At 62.2% G+C, this 21,384-nt stretch carries 21 protein-coding genes and 1 tRNA gene; 18 read left to right on the top strand and 4 right to left on the bottom strand.

From position 1 onward, the window contains the following. Positions 1-100 precede the first annotated feature (100 nt). The 17 genes from PCE31106_RS20805 (at position 101) to PCE31106_RS20725 (ending at position 18,770) form a co-directional block, all read left to right on the top strand. The gene (locus PCE31106_RS20805; protein WP_017233315.1) at positions 101-799 is read left to right on the top strand and encodes a CoA transferase subunit A; all 699 of its coding nucleotides are present in this window, start codon (positions 101-103) and stop codon (positions 797-799) included. Positions 800-822: 23 nt separating this feature from the next. After that, complete coding sequence (locus PCE31106_RS20800) at positions 823-1,461, top strand: CoA transferase subunit B (RefSeq protein ID WP_017233316.1); 639 nt, start codon at positions 823-825, stop codon at positions 1,459-1,461. Positions 1,462-1,736: 275 nt separating this feature from the next. Beyond that, positions 1,737-2,615 carry an alpha/beta fold hydrolase gene (locus PCE31106_RS20795; RefSeq protein ID WP_017233317.1) on the top strand — a complete coding sequence of 293 codons (879 nt, stop codon included), beginning with the start codon at positions 1,737-1,739 and terminating at the stop codon, positions 2,613-2,615. 66 nt (positions 2,616-2,681) lie between these two features. Beyond that, positions 2,682-3,038, top strand: a complete 357-nt coding sequence (locus PCE31106_RS20790; protein ID WP_017233318.1) for a RidA family protein — start codon at positions 2,682-2,684, stop codon at positions 3,036-3,038. 48 nt (positions 3,039-3,086) lie between these two features. After that, positions 3,087-5,384 (top strand): RelA/SpoT family protein, encoded by a 2,298-nt coding sequence (locus tag PCE31106_RS20785; protein ID WP_302476066.1) that lies wholly within the window; start codon positions 3,087-3,089, stop codon positions 5,382-5,384. Between the two features lie 74 nt (positions 5,385-5,458). Further along, positions 5,459-5,535, top strand: a tRNA-Val gene (locus PCE31106_RS20780). A 237-nt stretch (positions 5,536-5,772) separates the two neighbouring features. Then, positions 5,773-7,680, top strand: a complete 1,908-nt coding sequence (thrS, locus tag PCE31106_RS20775) for a threonine--tRNA ligase (RefSeq protein ID WP_150564560.1) — start codon at positions 5,773-5,775, stop codon at positions 7,678-7,680. A gap of 28 nt (positions 7,681-7,708) precedes the next feature. Next, entirely contained in the window at positions 7,709-8,251 is a 543-nt protein-coding gene (gene infC, locus PCE31106_RS20770) for a translation initiation factor IF-3 (RefSeq protein ID WP_017233321.1), read from the top strand. Positions 8,252-8,427: 176 nt separating this feature from the next. Continuing rightward, complete coding sequence (gene rpmI, locus PCE31106_RS20765) at positions 8,428-8,625, top strand: 50S ribosomal protein L35 (RefSeq protein ID WP_010806049.1); 198 nt, start codon at positions 8,428-8,430, stop codon at positions 8,623-8,625. 25 nt (positions 8,626-8,650) lie between these two features. Further along, positions 8,651-9,010, top strand: a complete 360-nt coding sequence (gene rplT, locus PCE31106_RS20760) for a 50S ribosomal protein L20 (RefSeq protein WP_010806048.1) — start codon at positions 8,651-8,653, stop codon at positions 9,008-9,010. A 151-nt stretch (positions 9,011-9,161) separates the two neighbouring features. Next, on the top strand, positions 9,162-10,175 hold the full coding sequence (gene pheS / locus PCE31106_RS20755) for a phenylalanine--tRNA ligase subunit alpha (RefSeq protein WP_017233323.1): 1,014 nt from the start codon (positions 9,162-9,164) through the stop codon (positions 10,173-10,175). Between the two features lie 86 nt (positions 10,176-10,261). Further along, positions 10,262-12,700: a phenylalanine--tRNA ligase subunit beta gene (gene pheT / locus PCE31106_RS20750; RefSeq protein WP_150564559.1), complete on the top strand. Its 2,439-nt coding sequence runs from the start codon at positions 10,262-10,264 to the stop codon at positions 12,698-12,700. 62 nt (positions 12,701-12,762) lie between these two features. Beyond that, complete coding sequence (locus PCE31106_RS20745) at positions 12,763-13,155, top strand: integration host factor subunit alpha (protein ID WP_150564558.1); 393 nt, start codon at positions 12,763-12,765, stop codon at positions 13,153-13,155. A 79-nt stretch (positions 13,156-13,234) separates the two neighbouring features. Next, positions 13,235-13,621, top strand: a complete 387-nt coding sequence (locus PCE31106_RS20740; protein WP_150564557.1) for a MerR family transcriptional regulator — start codon at positions 13,235-13,237, stop codon at positions 13,619-13,621. A gap of 453 nt (positions 13,622-14,074) precedes the next feature. After that, positions 14,075-16,303 carry a bifunctional diguanylate cyclase/phosphodiesterase gene (locus tag PCE31106_RS20735; protein ID WP_150564556.1) on the top strand — a complete coding sequence of 743 codons (2,229 nt, stop codon included), beginning with the start codon at positions 14,075-14,077 and terminating at the stop codon, positions 16,301-16,303. A gap of 462 nt (positions 16,304-16,765) precedes the next feature. Continuing rightward, complete coding sequence (locus PCE31106_RS20730) at positions 16,766-18,349, top strand: sensor domain-containing diguanylate cyclase (RefSeq protein ID WP_150564555.1); 1,584 nt, start codon at positions 16,766-16,768, stop codon at positions 18,347-18,349. A gap of 178 nt (positions 18,350-18,527) precedes the next feature. Continuing rightward, on the top strand, positions 18,528-18,770 hold the full coding sequence (locus tag PCE31106_RS20725) for a hypothetical protein (RefSeq protein ID WP_017233329.1): 243 nt from the start codon (positions 18,528-18,530) through the stop codon (positions 18,768-18,770). A 31-nt stretch (positions 18,771-18,801) separates the two neighbouring features. On the opposite strand, the gene PCE31106_RS20720 is transcribed toward PCE31106_RS20725, so the two are convergent. From PCE31106_RS20720 to PCE31106_RS20705, 4 genes are all read right to left on the bottom strand, one after another. After that, the gene (locus tag PCE31106_RS20720) at positions 18,802-18,996 is read right to left on the bottom strand and encodes a rubredoxin (protein ID WP_017233330.1); all 195 of its coding nucleotides are present in this window, start codon (positions 18,994-18,996) and stop codon (positions 18,802-18,804) included. Positions 18,997-19,186: 190 nt separating this feature from the next. After that, positions 19,187-19,498 carry a hypothetical protein gene (locus PCE31106_RS20715; protein ID WP_017233331.1) on the bottom strand — a complete coding sequence of 104 codons (312 nt, stop codon included), beginning with the start codon at positions 19,496-19,498 and terminating at the stop codon, positions 19,187-19,189. A gap of 447 nt (positions 19,499-19,945) precedes the next feature. After that, positions 19,946-20,272: a hypothetical protein gene (locus PCE31106_RS20710; RefSeq protein ID WP_150564554.1), complete on the bottom strand. Its 327-nt coding sequence runs from the start codon at positions 20,270-20,272 to the stop codon at positions 19,946-19,948. Between the two features lie 78 nt (positions 20,273-20,350). Continuing rightward, entirely contained in the window at positions 20,351-20,815 is a 465-nt protein-coding gene (locus PCE31106_RS20705; RefSeq protein ID WP_150564553.1) for a hypothetical protein, read from the bottom strand. Between the two features lie 327 nt (positions 20,816-21,142). Here PCE31106_RS20705 and PCE31106_RS20700 point away from each other — a divergent pair, with 327 nt between their 5' ends. After that, entirely contained in the window at positions 21,143-21,376 is a 234-nt protein-coding gene (locus PCE31106_RS20700) for a DUF3717 domain-containing protein (protein ID WP_017233334.1), read from the top strand. Positions 21,377-21,384 lie beyond the last annotated feature (8 nt).

Raw genomic sequence — 21,384 nt, 5'->3', positions numbered from 1 at the left:
TGAGGTGCGTGGCCACGGCGATTCGAGGGGCGGCGCAAGCCTCGCAACGCGCAAGCGCGCGACATAATTTCAATTCTCAACCGAGGGAAAGGGACACACGATGAACAAGGTATACGCCAGCGCCAAGGAGGCGCTCGCCGATGTTGTCGCAGACGGGCAAACGCTCGCTGTCGGCGGCTTCGGCCTGTGTGGCATTCCCGAGGCCCTGATCGCCGCGTTGCGCGACTCGGGCGTCAAGGGGCTCACCTGTATCAGCAACAACGCCGGCGTGGACGGCTTCGGTCTGGGATTGCTGCTGGAGACGCGTCAGATCAAGCGGATGATTTCGTCGTACGTTGGCGAGAACAAGGAGTTCGAACGCCAATATCTGGCCGGCGAACTCGAGCTCGAATTCACCCCGCAGGGCACGCTGGCCGAAAAACTGCGCGCCGGTGGCGCAGGCATTCCGGCGTTCTTCACGAAGACGGGCGTGGGTACGGTAGTCGCCGAAGGCAAGGAAATCCGTGAATTCGACGGCGAGACGTACGTCATGGAGCGCTCGCTGCGCGCCGATATCGCGCTCGTGAAGGCCGCCAAGGCGGATCGCGCGGGCAACCTCGTGTTCAATCGTACCGCCCGCAACTTCAACCCGGTGGCGGCCATGGCCGGCAAGATCACCATCGTCGAAGTCGAGGAACTGGTCGACACCGGTTCGATCGACCCGGACGACGTGCACCTGCCCGGCATCTTCGTTCAGCGCATCGTGCTGAACGCGCATCCGGAAAAACGCATTGAACAACGCACGGTTCGTGCCAAGTAAGCGCCGAGATCAAGGAGATAACCATGGCATGGAATCGTGATGAAATGGCTGCGCGCGCGGCGCGAGAGCTGGAAGACGGCTTTTACGTGAACCTCGGCATCGGTTTGCCCACGCTGGTGGCGAACCATGTGCCCGACGGCATGGAAGTCTGGCTGCAATCGGAGAATGGCCTGCTCGGTATCGGCCCGTTCCCGACGGAGGACGAAGTCGATGCAGACATGATCAACGCGGGCAAGCAAACGGTGACGACGCTACCGGGTTCGTCGATCTTCTCGTCGGCGGACTCGTTCGCGATGATCCGTGGCGGCCACATCAATCTGGCAATCCTCGGGGCGATGCAGGTCAGCGAAAAAGGCGACCTCGCGAACTGGATGATCCCGGGCAAGATGATCAAGGGCATGGGCGGCGCGATGGATCTTGTCGCCGGTGTCGGTCGCGTGGTCGTGCTCATGGAGCACGTTGCCAAGGGCGACGCCCACAAGATCCTGAAGGCCTGCGATCTGCCGCTGACCGGCCTTGGCGTGGTCAACCGCATCATCACCGACCTCGGTGTGATCGATGTGACGCCGGACGGCCTGAAGGTGGTCGAGCTCGCGCCGGGCGTGACGAAGGAAGAAATTTCGCAGAAGACCGGGGCACCGCTCGACACGAGCGCTGTCTGACGCATGGGTGACGTGGCTGTCGTCTCTTGTGGCTTGAATGCCAGGGGCGTGTGACACGCGGTATTGCTGAGGGTTGCCGTGGCCGTTGAACCCGGTGACCGATGGAAGGCGAAGCGGGCGGGGATTTCCCCGCCCGTTTTGTTTTGGCGGTGCCGGTGAGTCGGCCACGATTCGGGTTCTGCGCGACACTGCGCGCCGTGTTGCGGGCATCGCTGCAAAGGTAGACGGCAAGCGCGGTAGAATTCGGTTCTGGAAACCGATCCGATGAGTCTGTCATGTCGAGCTACGCGCCGCGCCTGTCGAACGTTCAGTGTCTGAGCCCTTCCGGGTTGCATCGTATGGCGTACACGGAATGGGGCGATCCGGAGAACCCGCGCGTTCTGTTGTGCGTGCATGGGCTGACGCGATGCGGTCGCGATTTTGATGCGCTGGCGAAGACGTTCGCAAACGACTACCGTGTCGTGTGTCCCGACGTGGTTGGGCGCGGACAGTCGTCGTGGCTGCGCAATCCCGCAGGCTATGTCGTGCCGCAATACGTCTCCGACATGGTGACGTTGATTGCGCGCCTGGGCGTGACGTCCGTGGACTGGTTTGGCACGTCGATGGGCGGGTTGATCGGCATGGGCCTCGCGGGCTTGCCCGATACGCCGATTCGCAATCTGCTGCTCAACGATGTCGGACCGCACATCGACGTCGCCGCGCTCGCACGCATCGGTCAATATGTCGGTACGCCGAAGCGTTTTGCATCGATCGACGAGGGGGCCGACTACCTTTGGTCGATCTCGTCGTCATTCGGTCCGCATACCCGGGAGGAATGGCGCGCATTGTGCGAGCCGCTGCTCAAGGCCGACGGCGATGGGTATGTGTTGCGTTACGATCCATCGCTCGGAGCGGCATTTGCCGCGATTTCGCCCGAGGCCGTAGCGGCGGGAGAGGGCATGCTCTGGGCGTCGCTTGCGGCATTTTCCGGGCGCCTGTTGATTGTGCGCGGCGAGCAGTCGGATCTGCTCTCGCGCGCGACGCTCGAACAAATGCTGGCGCTCGCGCAACACGCACGCGCCGTGGAAATACCCGGCGTGGGACACGCGCCGACGTTTGTGCATGCGGATCAGATCGAGATCGCACGCCGATTTTTTGAGGGATTTGCCGACTGACACTCGCTCCGGTGGCGGGGTGCGGCGACAAGTCCGACGTTCGAAGAACACGAGGAGTCTTACATCATGGCAGTACAACGTTTCTACGTCGAAAAGCGCTGGTCGGACATGGCGGTGCACAACGGCACGGTTTATCTGGCAGGGCAGACGCCGGATGACCGCACGCAGGACATGGTCGGTCAGACGCGTCAGGTACTCGCGCATATCGACCGCCTGCTCGCCGAGGCGAACAGCGACAAGTCGCTGATTCTTTCCTGTCAGATCTATATTTCGGACATGAAGTATTTCGGCGAAATGAACCAGGTGTGGGACGAATGGGTGCCCGCGGGTAATGCACCTCCGCGTGCCACTGTGCAGGCGTTGCTCGCCGACCCTGCCATGCTTGTAGAAATCGTGGTCGTGGCGGCTCAGCGCGAAGGCTGAGTCTCACGACCCGTATCATCAGGGGCGCACGTCGCCCCATGTTCCGACATGAACCAACATCAAGCACCGACCTCCGCTGGCACGAATTCGACAACGGCGCCCGACGCCCGGAATTCGACCCCGGGCGTGGGTGATGTGCCCTTGCCCGCCACGCTCGACAACGCGCTCGCGTTCGCCACGACCCTGTGCGGCGAGCACGTGCTCTCTTCCGGCGAGCCGATCATGGCGCACGCACGCGGCATGCTCGCGATTCTCGATACGCTGCGCGTGGACGAGGCAACGCATCAGGCCGCGGCGCTCTTCTCCGCCGTCGAGTTCCTGCCGGATCCCCAAACCACGTTGACCCAAACCTTCGGCGCCGAAGTGGCGGCGCTCGTGATCGACGTGCGCAAGTTGCAGCGGCTCTCGGGCGCGGGCTCGCGTGCCGCGCAGGCCATGCCGTCCGACGGGCGCGATCGCGACGCCGCGGCAGAGCGCAAGTCGCAGGTCGAAGGGCTGCGCAAGATGCTGCTCGCGTTTGCGCAAGACATCCGTGTGGTGATGATCCGGCTGGCGTCGCGTCTGCAATCGCTGCGCTGGTATGCGGCGCAGAAGAAGACACCCCCTGAGGAGATGCCGCACGAGGTGCTCGAGATCTATGCGCCGCTTGCGAACCGCCTCGGCATCTGGCAACTGAAGTGGGAGCTCGAAGACCTCGCGTTCCGCTTCCTGGAGCCGGTCACTTACAAGCAGATTGCCAAGCTGCTCGAAGAGAAGCGCGTCGAGCGTCAGACGTTCATCGAGGGAGCGATCCAGCGACTTCAGGACGAACTGGCGCGCGCGGGTGTCAGGGCCGAAGTGTCCGGGCGGCCGAAGCACATCTACAGTATCTGGAAGAAGATGCGCGGCAAGGCGGTCGATTTCGCCGAACTGTACGATGTGCGCGCGTTTCGCGTGATCGTCGACGACATCAAGGATTGCTACACGGTGCTGGGCATTGTCCACAACCTGTGGCAGCCGATTCCGAAAGAGTTCGACGATTACATCTCGCGTCCGAAGCCCAATGGCTACAAGTCGCTGCACACCGTGGTGATCGGCGATGACGGGCGGGCATTCGAAGTGCAGATACGCACGAATGAGATGCATCACTTTGCCGAGTATGGCATCGCGGCTCACTGGCGCTACAAGGAAGCGGGGCAGCGCGGCTACGGCGGCGCGTTTGCGGCGAACGAGGCCTACGACGAGAAGATCGCCTGGCTGCGCCAGTTGCTCGCGTGGAAAGACGATGTGGCCGATACGGTGGGTGCCGAGGGGGCCGCGCAGCCATGGGCGCAGCTCAAGCGCGCGACGATCGACGATCATATCTACGTGCTCACGCCGCAGGCACGCGTGATCGCGTTGCCGCAGGGGGCGACGCCGGTCGATTTTGCGTATCACCTGCACTCGGAGCTGGGGCATCGTTGCCGTGGCGCGCGTGTCGACGGCGCGATGGTGCCGCTCAATACGCCGCTGCAGAACGGGCAGACGGTCGAAATCGTGACGGTCAAGCAGGGCGGCCCGTCGCGCGATTGGCTCAACACGCAGTTGGGGTATTTGCAGAGTCACCGGGCACGCCAGAAGGTGCGTCAGTGGTTCAACACCATCGATCTCGAAGAAACGATTGCCCATGGCCGAACGCTGATCGACAAGACGTTGCAGCGCGAGGGCAAGACGTCGGTCAATCTGGAGGAACTGGCGGCTCGGCTCGGATTCCGGACGCCGGACGACCTTTACGCGTCGATTGCCAAGGATGAGTTCAGCCTGCGCCATGTCGAGCAGGCGCTGTCGGGCAATCTGCCGGGGCCGGAGCCGCGCGACGAGGACACGCTCGTCGCGAAGAAGAGCCTCGACACCAGCGTCACGCAGGGGGCCAAGAGCGGCGTGCTGGTCGTGGGCGTCGGCGCGTTGCTCACGCAACTGGCCAAGTGCTGCCGTCCGGCGCCGCCGGATCCGATCGTGGGGTTTGTCACGCGCGGCAAGGGGGTATCGATCCACCGTCAGGATTGCACGAGCTTTCACGCCATGAAGGCGCGGGCGCCGGAGCGGGTCATTCAGACCGCGTGGTCGGCCGATGTGCTCGAAGGGCGGGGCGTGGCGGCGTATCCGGTGGATATCCAGATCGAGGCGACCGACCGTCAGGGATTGCTGCGCGACATCTCCGAAGTGTTCTCACGGGAAAAGCTCAACGTCACTGGTGTCAGCACGCAGTCGCGGGGGGCGCAGGCGTTCATGCAGTTCACGGTGGAAGTGCGCGATGGCGGGCAGTTGCAGCGCGCGCTGGCGCAATTGGGCGGGGTGGCGGGAGTGGTGTCGTCGCGGCGGCGGTGAGCGGCATTTGCGGCAGGCACAATATTCGCTTGGCGACGCGCTGAAATATTGCTAGAATCTCGTTCTCTTGTAGTAGGCTCGTAGCTCAGCTGGTTAGAGCACCACCTTGACATGGTGGGGGTCGTTGGTTCGAGTCCAATCGAGCCTACCAACGAATTTGATGCATGACAGTCCGCGAGACCCCGCAGACACAGACGCTGGAAAACACTCATGTTGAAGACGGCCCGAACTTTCACAGTGGTGAAGGTGCGACGTTAAGTCGAGGGTGTTTTTCGTCTGGATGCAAGGAATGAAGAGACGGCCTCGACGACAGTCGAGGCCGTTTTTTTTCGTGGTTTTGCCGCGTGGCGTTGGCCGCGCGTGATGCTTTTGCGCATGGGAGTGCGACATGATTTCGGTACGTTTGCCTGACGGCTCGCAACGCCAGTACGAAGGCCCGCTCACGGTGGCGCAAGTCGCCGGCTCGATCGGCACGGGGCTGGCCAAGGCCGCCCTGGCCGGCCGCGTCGACGGCAAGCTGGTCGATACGTCCTATCTGATCGAGCGCGATGTGAGTCTCGCCATCGTCACGGACAAGGACGCCGATGGCCTCGACGTCATTCGTCACTCGACGGCTCACTTGCTGGCCTACGCCGTCAAGGAGTTGTTCCCTGAAGCGCAGGTCACGATCGGCCCAGTCATCGAAAACGGCTTCTACTACGACTTCGCGTTCCACCGCGCCTTCACGCCGGAAGATCTCGATGCCATCGAGAAGAAGATGCACGAGCTGGCCAAGAAAGACGAGCCGGTCACGCGCGAAGTGCTCTCGCGCGACGACGCCGTGCGTCTGTTCCTGTCGATGGGGGAGAAGTACAAGGCCGAGATCATCGAATCGATTCCGGCGACGGACGAGATCGGCCTGTATCGCGAAGGCAAGTTCGTCGATCTTTGCCGGGGGCCGCACGTGCCGTCGACGGGCAAGCTCAAAGTCTTCAAGCTGATGAAGGTCGCGGGTGCCTACTGGCGCGGCGACGCCAAGAACGAGCAGCTTCAGCGCATTTACGGCACGGCCTGGACGAAAAAGGAAGACCAGGACGCCTATCTGCACATGCTCGAAGAGGCGGAAAAGCGCGATCACCGCAAGCTCGGCCGTGCGCTGGACTTCTTCCACATGCAGGAGGAGGCGCCTGGCCTCGTCTTCTGGCACCCGAAGGGCTGGACGCTCTGGCAGCAGGTCGAGCAATACATGCGCCGCGTCTATCGCAATCACGGCTATCAGGAAGTGAAGGGTCCGCAGATTCTCGATCGTGCGCTCTGGGTGAAGTCGGGCCACTGGGAGAACTACAAGGACAACATGTTCACGACGGAATCGGAAAATCGCGCGTATGCGCTCAAGCCGATGAACTGTCCGGGCCATGTGCTGATTTTCAACTCGGCGCTGCACAGCTATCGCGATTTGCCGCTGCGCTACGGCGAGTTCGGTCAATGTCACCGCAACGAGCCGTCGGGCGGCCTGCACGGGCTGATGCGCGTGCGCGGCTTCACGCAGGACGACGGTCACATTTTCTGTACGGAAGACCAGATTCTCGACGAGTGCGTGAATTACACGGCGCTGCTGCATGCCGTGTACAAGGATTTCGGCTTCACGGACATGATCTACAAGGTCGCTACGCGCCCTGAGCATCGTGTGGGTTCGGACGAGAACTGGGACAAGGCTGAATTTGCGCTGATGGAGTCGCTGCGTCGTTCGAACTGCGAATTCGTGATCGCGGAGGGCGACGGGGCGTTTTACGGCCCGAAGATCGAATACACGCTCAAGGACGCGCTTGGCCGTCAGTGGCAGTGCGGCACGATGCAGGTCGATTTCTCGATGCCGGAGCGCCTGGACGCCGAATATGTGGCGGAGGACAACAACCGCCGCCGTCCGGTCATGCTGCACCGGGCCATCCTGGGGTCGCTCGAGCGGTTTATCGGCATTTTGATCGAGCACCATGCTGGTGCAATGCCGGTCTGGCTCGCGCCGGAGCAGGTCATTGTGCTGAATGTGTCCGAAAAAACGGCCGATTATGCCCAGGCAGTGACGAAAAAGTTGAAAGAACAAGGGCTTAGGGCTCGCAGCGATTTGCGCAACGAGAAAATTAGCTATAAAATACGCGAGCATTCATTGCAGAAGGTTCCTTACCTTGTTGTCGTAGGGGACAAAGAGCAGGAAGCGAATACGGTAGCCGTGCGTGCCCGTGGCGGCGTGGATCTGGGTGTGATGCCCGTTGACGCGCTCATCGAACGTCTGGCGCAGGAATGCGCAACGTTCCAATAACGCCTGTCGGACCGCGCGGCTAAATTTTTTGTTTTTTTCGAGGATAAGCAACATCGCTACCGATAAAGCGCATCGCATCAATGGCGAAATCACTGCGCCTGAAGTGCGTCTAACCGGGGTCGACGGGGAACAGCTCGGCATCTTGAAACTCGCCGAGGCTTTCCGTCTGTCCGAAGAGGCCGACGTCGATCTGGTGGAAATCGCGCCGCAGGCGCAGCCGCCGGTGTGCCGCCTGATGGACTATGGCAAGTTCAAGTATCAGGAACAGAAGAAAGCGCACGAGAACAAGCTGAAGCAGAAGGTTGTTCAGATCAAGGAAGTCAAATTCCGGCCTGGCACCGACGACGGCGACTACAACGTCAAGTTGCGCAATTTGAAGCGGTTCCTCGAAGAAGGCGACAAGACCAAGATCACGCTGCGTTTCCGCGGCCGTGAGATGGCTCACCAGGAAATCGGCGCGCGTATGCTGGAACGTCTGAAGTCCGATCTCGAAGAGGTCGGCCAGCCGGAACAGATGCCGAAGATGGAAGGCCGTCAGATGATCATGGTCATCGCGCCGAAAAAGAAGTAACGCCGTGGCGGTATCGATCGATACCGCCGGGCTGCAAGGAATTGCCGCCGTGGCCCGCAAGGCCATGGCAGTGATGCAGGGTGCTGTCTGACCCTGAATACAAGTGGTCTCGGGTTCTACAAGGGGCGCGATTTTGGCGTCACACCTGTGATCATGTTAAAAACTCGGAGTTTTTCATGCCTAAGATGAAAACCAAGAGCGGTGCCAAGAAGCGCTTTCGCGTGCGTCCTGGCGGTACCGTTAAGCGTGGTCAGGCTTTCAAGCGTCACATTTTGACGAAGAAGACCACCAAGAATAAGCGTCACCTGCGCGGTGCCGTCGGCGTTCATGAGTCTGATCTGAACTCCGTACGCGCAATGCTGCCCTTCGCTTAAACCCCGACTTAGATAGGAGAGAAACATGCCTCGAGTCAAACGTGGGGTCACCGCACGGGCCCGCCATAAGAAAGTCATCGCTGCTGCCAAGGGTTTCCGCGGCCGCCGCAATAACGTCTTCCGCATCGCCAAGCAAGCGGTCATGCGCGCTGGGCAGTACGCCTATCGCGATCGCCGTAACAAGAAGCGCGTGTTCCGCGCCTTGTGGATTGCGCGTATCAATGCAGGTGTGCGTCAGCACGGTATGACCTACAGCGTGTTCATCGCTGGTCTGAAAAAGGCCTCGATCGAACTCGACCGCAAGGTGCTGTCCGACATGGCCATCAACGACAAGCCGGCGTTTGCCGCGATTGTCGCCCAGGTGAAAGCCGCCGTCGCAGCCTAAGCTGTAGTTAGCGTATCGCGCGCTTTACCGCGCGCCATTCGCCAGGAGGGGGCTCTCATCGGAGCCCCCTTTTGTTTTTCGCATGCCTTTTCGCTGGTTTTTTCGCTGGCATCTGCGGCCATTCCGACCGCCTAACTTGAGTCTGTAGCATATGGATCTGGAACTTATCGTCAGCGAAGCGCAGCGTGCGTTCGCCGCCGCTCCCGACGCCGCCGCGCTGGAAAACGAGAAAGCCCGCTTTCTCGGCAAGACTGGCCAACTGACCGAGTTGCTCAAGGGCCTCGGCAAGCTTGATCCCGACGCGCGCAAGCATGAAGGCGCACGGATCAACGCGGCCAAGCAACAGATCGAAGGCGCCCTGCAGGCGCGCCGCCAGGCCATGGCCGACGCGCTGCTCGACGCGCGCTTGTCGGCCGAGGCCGTCGACGTCACGCTGCCCGGCCGAGGCCTGGGCGCTGGCAGCCTGCACCCCGTGCTCACCACCTGGGAGCGCGTTGAACAGATTTTCCGTTCCATTGGTTTCGACGTGGCCGACGGCCCCGAAATCGAAACTGACTGGTTCAACTTCACGGCACTGAACAGCCCGGAGAACCACCCCGCCCGCTCGATGCAAGACACGTTCTACATCGAAGGGAACGACGACGCCGGCAAGCCGCTGCTGCTGCGCACGCACACGAGCCCGATGCAGGTGCGTTACGCGCGCATGAACAAGCCGCCGATCAAGGTGATCGCGCCGGGCCGCACGTATCGCGTGGATTCGGATGCCACGCACTCGCCGATGTTTCATCAGGTCGAGGGCCTGTGGATTGCCGAAGACATCAGCTTCGCCGACCTGAAGGGGGTGTACACCGATTTCCTGCGCAAGTTCTTCGAACGCGACGACATTCAGGTGCGTTTCCGCCCGTCGTATTTCCCGTTCACCGAGCCGTCCGCTGAAATCGACATGCAGTTCGAGACGGGCAAGAACGCCGGCAAGTGGCTGGAAATCTCGGGGTCCGGGCAAGTGCATCCGACGGTCGTGCGCAACATGGGACTCGACCCGGAGCGTTATATCGGCTTCGCGTTCGGTTCGGGTCTGGAGCGTCTGACGATGCTGCGCTACGGCGTGCAGGATCTGCGACTGTTCTACGAGAACGACCTGCGCTTCCTGCGCCAATTCATGTAATCGATGCCGACGGCCCCGGACGGGCGCGCGAAGCCGCTGCCGCCGGGCTCTCGGAAGTGAAGACTTAACTGCGAGCGAACTGATCCATGCAATTCTCTGAATCGTGGCTGCGTACCCTGGTCGACCCGGATTTGTCGACGGACGCGTTGGCGCATGCCCTGACGATGTCCGGGCTCGAAGTCGAGGAAACCGACCCGGTCGCCCCGCCGTTTACCGGTGTGGTCGTGGCCAAGGTGCTCGACGTCGCCCGGCATCCGGACGCTGACCGTCTGAACGTCTGCCAGGTCGACGCCGGTACCGGCGAGACGCTCACCATCGTGTGTGGCGCCCCCAACGTGGCGCCGGGCATCAAGGTGCCGTGCGCGACCGTGGGTGCGGCATTGCCCCCGGCCGAGGCCGGCGGCGCTCCGTTCCAGATCAAGATCGGCAAGCTGCGCGGCGTGCAGAGTTTCGGCATGCTGTGCTCGGCGCGCGAACTGAAGCTCTCGGAAGACCATGGCGGTCTGATGATCCTGCCGGACGATGCACCGGTCGGTATGAGCATTCGCGAGTATCTCGATCTCGACGACACCGTGTTCGTCGTCAAGCTCACGCCGAACAAAGCGGATTGCCTGTCGCTGCTGGGCATCGCCCGCGAAGTGGCCGCCATCACCGGCGCGCCGCTCAAGGACTTGCCGGGGCAGGGCGCTCAGCCTGCGACGATCGCCGACACGCTGCCGGTGCGTATCAGCTCGCCGGAAGGTTGCGGGCGCTTCGGCGGCCGAATCATCCGCAATGTGAACGCTGCCGCAGCGTCGCCGCGCTGGATGGTCGAGCGCCTTGAGCGCGCCGGTCAGCGCAGCATCTCCGCGCTGGTCGACATCACCAACTACGTGATGCTCGAATTGGGCCAGCCGCTGCACGTCTACGACCTGAACCGCCTGCAAGGGGGGATCGACGTGCGCTTCGGGCGGGCGGGCGAAACGCTCAAGCTGCTCAACGAACAGACCGTCACGCTCGACGAGAACGTGCTCGCCATCACCGACGCCAGCGGTCCGATCGGGCTCGCCGGCATCATGGGCGGCGACTCGACCAAGGCGGGTCTGGACACGCAAAACATCTTCCTCGAAGGCGCGTTCTTCTTTCCGCAGGCGATTCAGGGCCGGGCACGCAAGTACAACTTCACAAGCGATGCCTCGCACCGCTTCGAGCGCGGCGTCGACTTCGCCGGCAATGGGCGGGCCCTCGAGCGGGCCACGCAACTGGTGCTGGACATCTGCGGCGGCCAGGCCGGTCCGCTTGAAGACCAGATCGCACAGTTGCCCGAGCGTCGGCCCGTGACCCTGCGTGTCGCGCGTGCCATCAAGATTCTGGGCGTGCCGGTTTCCGAGGCGGAGATGAGCGCGATCTTCACGCGCCTGGGTCTGCCGTTTACCTTGCAGAATGGCGTGTTCAGCGTCACGCCGCCGTCGTATCGATTCGACATCGAAATCGAAGAAGATCTGATCGAAGAGATTGCACGTATCTACGGTTTCGATCGCATTCCGGCCAATCCGCCGGTCGCCGCAAGCGAAATGCGCCCGACGCAGGAAGGCCGCCGCTCGCAACACGCGTTGCGTCACGCCGTGGCGGCGCGCGATTATCACGAGACGGTTGGCTTCAGCTTCGTCGACGTGGAGTGGGAAGCCGATTTCGCCGGCAACGATCACCCGATCAAGCTGCTCAATCCGATCGCCAGCCACCTGGCGGTGATGCGCTCGACGCTTATCGGCAGCCTGATCGCGAGCACGCGCTACAACCTGAATCGCAAGGCGTCGCGTGTACGCGTATTCGAAATTGGCCGCACCTACCATCGCGACAATACGGTCGCCTCGGGCGAGCTGAGCGTTGGCGGTTACCGTCAGCCGCTCACGGTCGCGGCGCTGGCCTATGGCCCGGTGCTCGACGAGCAATGGGGCGCGGCAACGCGTCAGGTCGATTTCTTCGACGTGAAGGGCGATCTCGAAGCACTGTTGTCCCCGCGCACGGCACGCTTCGTGAAGGCCGAACACCCGGCGTTGCACCCGGGACGCAGCGCGGCGATCGAAGTCGATGGCAAGCGTGTCGGCATCATCGGCGAGCTGCATCCGCGCTGGCAACAGAAGTACGACCTGCCGCACGCGCCGGTGTTGTTCGAGATCGAGGCGGAAGCGCTGCTGGTGCGCGACGTCGCGAGCTACGAGGACATCTCGAAGTTCCCGCCGGTCACGCGCGACATCGCGCTGGTGGTGGATCAGGCGCAGCCGGTGCAAGGGCTGATCGACGCCATGCTGGCGGCGCGTCACGACGATCCGGCATGCAGCGTCGTGCAATCGGTTCGCCTGTTCGACGAGTTCCGTCCGAAGGCCGGTGCAGCCTCGGGCTCGCTGGGGGCTCAGGACAAAAGCGTGGCGTTTCGTGTTACTCTGCAGGACCCCTCGGGTACGTTGCAAGACGAGACGGTCCAGGGCGCCATCAACGCACTGGTACAACGGGTAGAAGGGTTCGGCGCACGTTTGCGCGCCTGAAACTCAGTCAACATCCGCTTGCGAGTTGGTTATCGCACTGTCATCGCCATCGCGTGGGACGTATGAACGAAATGAATCCTGGTGAATTTGAAGCCATGCTCGCGGCGCAGCGCATCGCGCTGGGTCGCAGCGACACGAACGACGTCTCGACCGAAGCGCCGACGCTGACCAAGGCCGAACTGGCCGAGTTGCTGTTCGAGCAAGTCGGTCTGAACAAGCGCGAAGCGAAGGATATGGTCGAGGCCTTCTTCGAATCGATCCGCGATGCGCTTGAGTCTGGCGACAGCGTCAAGCTCTCCGGCTTCGGCAATTTCCAGTTGCGCGACAAACCGCAACGACCCGGCCGCAATCCGAAAACCGGCCAGGCGATTCCGATTGCCGCGCGTCGGGTGGTGACCTTCCACGCCAGCCAGAAACTCAAGTCGATGGTGGAATCAGGCGTGCTGGGCAAGTGATTCCCGGCCGCCGCTTTCTGTGGCGGCCGTTGGTTTTTCCTCCGCTGTTTAACCGTCGTCCCATTCCGCTAACGCCGCGATGGATCACGTTGCCTTGCCGCCGATTCCCGCAAAGCGTTACTTCACCATCGGTGAGGTGAGTGAGCTGTGTGGCGTCAAGCCACATGTACTGCGCTATTGGGAGCAGGAGTTCACGCAACTGCGCCCCGTCAAGCGGCGCGGTAATCGACGGTACTACCAACACCATGAAGTCCTGTTGATCCGGCGTATCCGGGAGTTACTCTATGAGCAGGGCTTCACCATCAATGGTGCGCGTAACCGTCTCGATGCCGACACGCCACGTGGCGCCCGGGCGGCTGCGGGGCACGCGGGCGAGCCGGCAGCCTTGACCGAATCCGAGACGACCCTCGACGTGGCTGACTTGCGCCATCGCCTGGAGGCGGTCATCGATCTGCTCAAGTCCTGAACAAGGCGTACGCATCGGTGGTGGCGGTCCTAGTGCGCTTGCACTGTCTTCGCTTTTGCCGTCAATGCCTGAAGCCACGCGATTGCGAGTGCTTGTGACGCATCCCGTGGCATTCGGCTGCTGGGGCGCGCCTCGAACCGTGCCTCGAACTTCGGGATTCTCCTAGTGCGGCGGTCGCCGAAATATCCGTAATCCGACATATGGCACGCCGTGGGGTGGGGCGGTGTTCGCGCCCACCCCGTCCCCCTGCCGGAACGCGGAAACGCCAAACGACTTCCGGGGGCGCCGCGATTGCCTTACACTTGCCGGAAACCATGGCGTCCGTTGGCGACGACCGCTGGATCCTATTGACGACCGGGCCAACACCGATCTTTGCGCGTTTTGGCACAAAGGCTGAAAGGATCTCCACCTATGGCGGAACCGAGCACAACGGGAGCGCGACACGGGCGTTGGATGACGCCCCATCGCTCGATCGCCGCGATTCTGATTTTCGGTCTCCTGATTCTGATCCTCGTCTGGACGGCGGTGCTATGGCGCATCGCCATCGAGCGTCAGGCAATTCTGCGCGACGCGGCCGCCTCGGCGTCGACCGTGACGACCGCACTCGAGCAGCATACGTTGCGGGCCATCCGTCAGGTCGATCAACTGACGCGTTTCGTGAAATACGAATTCGAGCGACGTCACGGACACTTCGATCTGAAGCAAGCGCTCGCCGAAGGAACGGTCAAAGATCCCTTCATGGTGCAGGTCAGTTTGGCCGACGCGAACGGCAAGATCGTGGCCACGACGATCGCCGGCGGCGTTGGGATCAGCATCGCCGACCGCGAGCACTTCCGGGTGCATCAGGAACTCTCGAACGACAACCTGTTCATCAGTCATCCGGTGCTCGGGCGCGTGTCGCGCAAGTGGGTGCTTCAGTTCACCCGGCGGCTCAATCATCCCGATGGTAGCTTCGCCGGTGTAGTGATCGTGTCGCAGGCGCCAGACTACTTCACCACGGATTTCTACACGAACGCTGTGCTGGGCCAATACGGCGAGGTCGCCGTCATTGCCGACGACGATGCCATGCTCGCGCGCAGCACCGGCGCCGGCGTTGCCATCGCCGGCACGGGGGAACTGCCGCCGTTCTCGGCAGCGCAACGCCGTTCCGGTATCCAGCGCGATCCCATCGATGGCATCGAACGTATCGTGGCATACCGCCATCTGCGGGACTATCCGCTCGCCGTTCAGGTCGGCCTGTCGCTGGATGAAGCGCTGACCGAGCATCGGCATGTCGCGCGGGTCTATTTGACGATGGCCACCTTCGTGTCGGTTGCGCTCATCGTGTTCTTCGTGCTCATCGCCTACCTGATGCAGCGGCTGATCGGACGGGATCAGCAGCTCACGCGACTGATTTCGTTCGACGCGCTCACCGGACTTCCCAATCGCTATGCGCTCATGGAGGCGTTGCGGCGTGCGCTGTCCGTGCCCGACCAGGTCGGCAAGGTGGCGCTGCTGCACATCGACCTCGATAATTTCAAGAGCGTGAACGACACGTTGGGTCATACGCAGGGTGACGAGATCATTCGTCAGGTGGCCGAGCGCTTTGCCCCGCGCATGCCACCAGAGGCCATGCTGGCGCGCTTTGCCGGCGATGAATTCATGGTGCTGCTCACAGGCAACGGCGCAACCGACGCCGCCGAGCCGCTGGGCGAGACGCTGCTCGCCACCCTCAAGTCGCCGATGGTGGCGGACGGCACGTCGTTCGCGCTTCACGCGAGTATTGGGGTGACCTTCTGGTCCAAACCGGAGGAAACCGAAGCCGACCTCATCAAGAAGGCCGATCTCGCCATGTACTCCGCGAAGGAGGCCGGCAAGAGCGTGGTGCGCGTCTATACGCAGCAGATGACGTATCAGGCGCATCAGCTCGTCGTGTGGGAGCGCCAAATGGAGCAGGCGTTGGTCAACGGCGAGTTTTTCCTCGCCTATCAACCCATCGTCGCGCTCGAGTCCGATTGCGTGCGCGGCATGGAGGCGTTGATTCGCTGGCGTCACCCGGAACGGGGCGTGCTGAGCGCGGGCGAGTTCATTACCCTGGCGGAGACGACCGGACAGATCGTGGCCATCGGCGAGTTCGTGCTGACGCAGGCGTGCCGTCAACTGGCGGCATGGCGAGGCACGCCGATGGCGTCGCTGCGACTGGCCGTCAATGTCTCGTCGGTGCAGTTCTGGCGCGGCGACATTGGCGAGCTGGTCGAGCGTCTCATGAGGGCGTACGCCGTCGAACCGAATCGACTTGAGCTGGAAGTCACCGAGTCGGTCATGGTCAAGAATCCGGCGCTCGTGGAGATGAAGATCAAGCAGTTCAAGCGCGCCGGGGTGCGCATTGCGCTTGACGATTTCGGTACCGGATACTCGTCGTTGTCCTACTTGACACGTTTTCCTGTCGACACGCTCAAGGTCGATCGCTCGTTCGTGGAGTCGATTCCCGATTCGTCACGTTCTTGCCTGATGATTTCGAACATCGTCAACATTGCGCGTTCGCTGGGTATCGAGCTGATTGTCGAGGGCGTCGAGAATGCGCGGCAACTGGATTGGCTGCGTCATTTCGTGCCACTGTGCGCACAGGGTTACCTATTCTCCCGTCCGGTGGAAATCGAAGAGATTGATTCGGTCATCGCGCGTTTGGGGATTTGCGAATAAAGCGGACCCATTGACCAACGCGAACAAGCGACGTATTCGGCCAATTAATAGATTAAATCGGTGATCGTAATAAATTCGTGATTTGATGTTTGGCGGTACGAGTTCATCGTTGGCGTGCGATAAAATCAGTCGTAGTCGTGATGAAGTCGGGCGGCATGAGCGGGTGGCTGTGCGCCGCGCACTGCGCTGGAGAGCGGGGGCGGCTGCCGTTGTCGGGGTGGACAAGGCGGAGCAGTCGGGGTCCGGAGGCGCGTGGCGCGACACGCCATGGATCGCAAAAGGGGGAAAAGGGGGAACGAGTTCGACGCGCAGACCAGAATTGGCGGCAATTCACTGGCACTCAGGATGTCAGTCGCGGCCAGAGCTTCTGTCCGGGGAAATGACGGAAGCGCGACACGAATGCAGTGGATACGTCGCCAACGTAAGAAGTGAATAATATTAGAACGAGCGTTTGATTTTCGGATGAGGATTAGACATTGGCTTTATGCCGCCAGCGTCTCGGTTGGCGTGCTGGTCGCCTGCTGGATGGCGGCGGACAGGACTGCCACGTCGCTGGTCGGCGACAAGCTCGCTCAGAGCGTTGACGCGGGGCAAATGGTGGCCGACCGCGTCGCCGACGGCATGATTCACGCCATCAACACGGATCTGGCGATGGTGCGCGCCATCCCCGCCACGTTGGCGGAAGTCGGCTTGCTGCGTGACGTGCTGCGAACGACGGGGGGCGACGCCCCGGCGGCCGAGACCGTGGATCGTGCCAACGAATTTCTGCAAGGCGCTCAGGGATACTTCGGCGTTGACCGGGTGTGGCTGATCGACGCTCATGGCGTGTGCGTGGCCGCAAGCAATTTCCGCGATGAGCCGTCGCCGATCGGGCGGTCCGTGGCCAACATGCCCTATGTCACGAATGCCCTGTTGGGCGGACGTTTCGAGAGTTATGCCGCAGGCTGGGAGCATCAGGCGCCCGGCCTTTATTTCAGCGCCCCGGTGTATCGCAAGGGCGCGCTGATCGGCGTCGTGATGACCAAGATCGGACTCACGCGATTGCGTCATTGGGTGGGTAGCGGAGAGTCGTTCATCGTTGACGGCAATGGCGTGGTCATCATGGCGAACGACCCTCGTTTCGAGGATCGTTTCATGCTCGATGGCAAGCTGGGCAAGCTGTCCGAGGCCGAGCGCAAGGCGCTGTACCAGCACGACGACTTCGCGCGCATGCCCATCTCCCCATTCAAGCGCGCCCCCGGTCGTTCGAACGCCTGGGTGCCTCAGGAATTGCTCGACCGGATGTCGGCATTCGACGAGTCCCGGAAGCCGTTCGTGATCACGTCGCGTCCGAGTTCGAGCAATGACCTGACCGTCTACGCGGTGGAGGGTGTCGACGCCTGGGAGGCGCTCACGCGCGAGCATGGCAAGGACCTGGTGTTATGTTTCTTGCTGTATCTGGGCGGCGTCATCATCGTAACGCTCGCCGGCTGGACTTATTGGCGTGAGCGTGTGAAGCATCGCGAAGCCCGTCAGTCGAACGAGGTGCTGCGCGCGGCCAATCATCAACTGGCGTTCGAAGCCAGTTATGACGAATTGACGGGCAGCCTGACGCGACGCTACTTCTTCCATCGCTTCGAGCGGTTGCTGGAGAGCACGCAACGCAAGAACGAACCGATGAGTCTTATCGTGGCCGATCTCGATCTCTTCAAGTCCATCAACGACACTTACGGGCATGCCATCGGCGATCAGGTGCTGTGCCGATTCGTGCTGGTGTGCTCGTCGACATTGCGCGGCGACGACCTGATCGGCCGCATTGGTGGCGAGGAGTTCGCGATTCTGCTGCCGGGGGCGAGCGAGCGCGATGCACTGCGCGTGGCGGATCGCATTCGCGAGCGCTGCAAGCGCGAATCGCTGGAAGGCAGTGAGCCGCCGCTGCGTTTCTCGGCGAGTTTCGGCATCACGGAGTGGCAGGACGACGACTCGCCGATGACCATGGTCGAACGAGCCGACATGGCGTTGTATCGCGCCAAACGCGCCGGTCGCGACCGCTGCTGGGTTTTCTGATCGCACGGTTACCGATGTCACATTTGGTAACCAAAGATGATGTGCCCCATCACGCATTTCGCGGGAACATACCTGTCTAACGAGTCAAACGGGTGCTGCGAAAATCGATGAGCCGCTGACGGGCTGGCGTCGATCCGTTTCGCGCACGACTCGAACAGCTCATGCGGGAGACTTCATCGTGAAACGCTTACTTTGGCTGGCGGGCGGCGCTGCCGTCGCCCTGATGATGGCCGGTTGCGTGGCCGTGCCTTATGGCGCGCCGGCGTACGGCAACGCCTATTACGACGGTTATGGCTATGCGCCGGGCTACGCGGTTGCCCCCGCACCGGTCGTGACGTTCGGGATATCGGGCGGCTATTACGACGGTGGCTATGATCGCGGATGGCACGGCCGGGGCCGCGGATGGGGCTGGCATCACTGAGCCTGCACCGATCGGGCGGGCGCTATCGCACTCAGAACTCGGACAGCGCGAAATCCGCCTTCGCCACATCGCATTCCGGGCAACGCCAGTCGGCGGGCACGTCGGCCCAGCGCGTACCGGCCGCAAGGCCGTCGTTCGGTGCGCCTTCGGCTTCGTTGTAAATCCATCCGCAGATCAGGCAGATCCAGTTCTTGAAGTCGGTCGAGGTGTTCAGCGTGGTCGTCATGGTGTTGGGTCAACAGGAAGCGCTTAAGCGACCCGCATTGTAAGGCACACGCGGCGCAAGGTCCCTCTCACCCACCAAGGTGTCCGCACGCAACGTTAATCCAGATCAATGGATCGGCGCGGCAAGCGTGCAAATCAGGATTGAAGCGAAAGAAGGCGCATCGCGCCGGCGACGGCCGGCGCGACAAGCATCACCAGTGAATCTGGTTCAGAAAGATCGGTGCCATCTGCGCGAGCGAATTGATCAGCGAAATGGCGGTGTCGCGGTGCGACACTTCCCGCCACAAGCGGCTTTCCTTGACGACCCGATCACGGTCTTCCGCCGTTTTCACTTCAGGCGAGCGCAACTCGTTGATCAAGTCGATGACGGACGCGCGGTCGACCGTTTCCGTGACCGAGTGACGCGCGAGCAGATCGTCCAGATGGACGCGCTCCGCTTCGGTCGTGGACGCGTCGACAGGTGATGAGGCGGAGGTAACGGACGGCTTGTCGGATTGGGTCATACGAGACGTTCTCCCGGGGTTACTGGAAAGCGAAGCGGCCACTGACGTGCGGATCCGGCGAGGATCCCAAGTCATGCATGGCGAGGTATCGCGCAATTCCATCATAGGCCGATTCGCTTGTGCTGCGAACCCTTCCATGCGTGCGGGGACCCCGCTTTTCACACGAATTGCGGCGGGATTTTCCGCAGGCTTGCGTCACGTCAAAGGGTTTTGCCTGCGCACAGATGCGCGGTGAAACGTCAAGCTTAAAAAATTTATCCAATGCTGACGCTGAAACGGGCAATCCTCTTGACAGCGTGTAACGGCGGGCGTCTCGGCGGGCGAGTGCCCGGTTATCCAGTGGGTTATCCACAGAAGCTGTGGGTAACTCATCGGTCGTTGAGTGCGTAACGAGAAGGGCTCGCCGGTCATGGCTTGCAAGCCACACGAACACTTGACGAGGCGTTGTCAACGAAGCAGCGGGCGCAACATCAGCAACGCGAAGAACAGCGCGACACCGACGGGGAGCAGGCCGGTGAAGAAGGCGGGCCATGCCCTGCGTGCGCGGCGACGTGCGCCGAACGATGAGATCAGGCCGGCGCAAAGACACATCACACCGACGGCCCACGTGGGATGTGGGCTTTTGAGTACCCAGGCGGCAGCGGCCAGCAAGCCGATCCAGGCGAGCGGCAGCGCGCCCGGTGGAGGCATGCCGTCGGCGGGCGAGCGGAGGGTGCCGCGCGACTTGTCAGAAGTGTTGGGCGTGTCGGGCCTGTTGGGCGTGTTGGCGGGCATTGAGGTTCCGGAAACTCTGGGGGCGCAACGACGTGGGCGTGCGAAAGACGCAGGATAGCAAACGTCGTGCGCCGCCGCTCAGGACGCGAGACCGCGCAAGGCGTGTGTCCCGGAAGGCTTGGCGGCCGCATGCATGTCGCCTGCCGGCGCGTCCACATGCCAGGTGGAGGTCGCGTCGACATCGCGCGTCGGCGCGAACGCGGGCGGTGTTGCGCAGCGGTTGTCGAGGTCGACGTATTGCTTGCGTACCACGCGTCCTGCAGCCGGTGTCGTCGCGACGGTTCGAAGGGCAGCGACGCCGTGGCGCATACCGCGTCCTCCCGGGGCGGACGCTTCCGGCGAGGCGCGCACGGCGACACACGGTTGATGAAAGGGATCGGTGGGTGCGGCGCCGGCGGGCGGCACCGATTGCGCATGGACCCGTGGTGCGCCGGATGCGATCAGCACGCAGAGTGCGACGATGCCAAACCGTAGCAGCATCACGCGGCGCACGGCGGATGGGAAAACCGGTAGAACCTGTGGCGTAGCGTGTCTCGGCGGCATGGGTCGGCTCCGTCGGGGCGATCGTTGGGGACGCGAGCAGGGCGAGCATGGCAAGCGGCTGCACGGCGTTTTCACGAAGCTGAAGCCAATATCGTGCCGGAACTGGTAAGTAGTTGATTTTGTGAAGAATGTCGAGGTGTGCGGGAGCGTTTGTGGCGATGCCCCGGCATCAAGTGTTGCAGTTCCGAAACGCGCGCCTGAGAATCGACGCATGCGCGGACCCGAATCGATCTGGATCGATGCCGGTCATGACATGGGCAACTTACCGATTTCTTGTCCACTGTATATAATCACAGTATTCCACTTCGCGGCGAGACAGAACCTCTCATGAAAGCCAACTATTCCATCGCCGAAATCGAGCAGGCGATCAACTACTGGACGGGCCGTCAGGCCGCCGACAGCCACTGGTCGCTGTGCCAGTCGGCGCGCGCGCTGGCCAACATTTATGGCCAGATGATCTACCGCCGTGAGACGAGCATTGGCGCCGACGCGCTCGACGCCGAGCAAAGCCAGGCCATCGAGACGGCCCTGCATCAGATGGAACTCGGGCTCGCGCCGTGATTCCCGAT

The sequence above is a fragment of the Pandoraea cepalis genome (assembly GCF_902459665.1).
Classification (GTDB): domain Bacteria; phylum Pseudomonadota; class Gammaproteobacteria; order Burkholderiales; family Burkholderiaceae; genus Pandoraea; species Pandoraea cepalis.
Note: the sequence above shows the minus strand (reverse complement) of the source record. Positions and strands in the feature narration are given on the sequence as shown.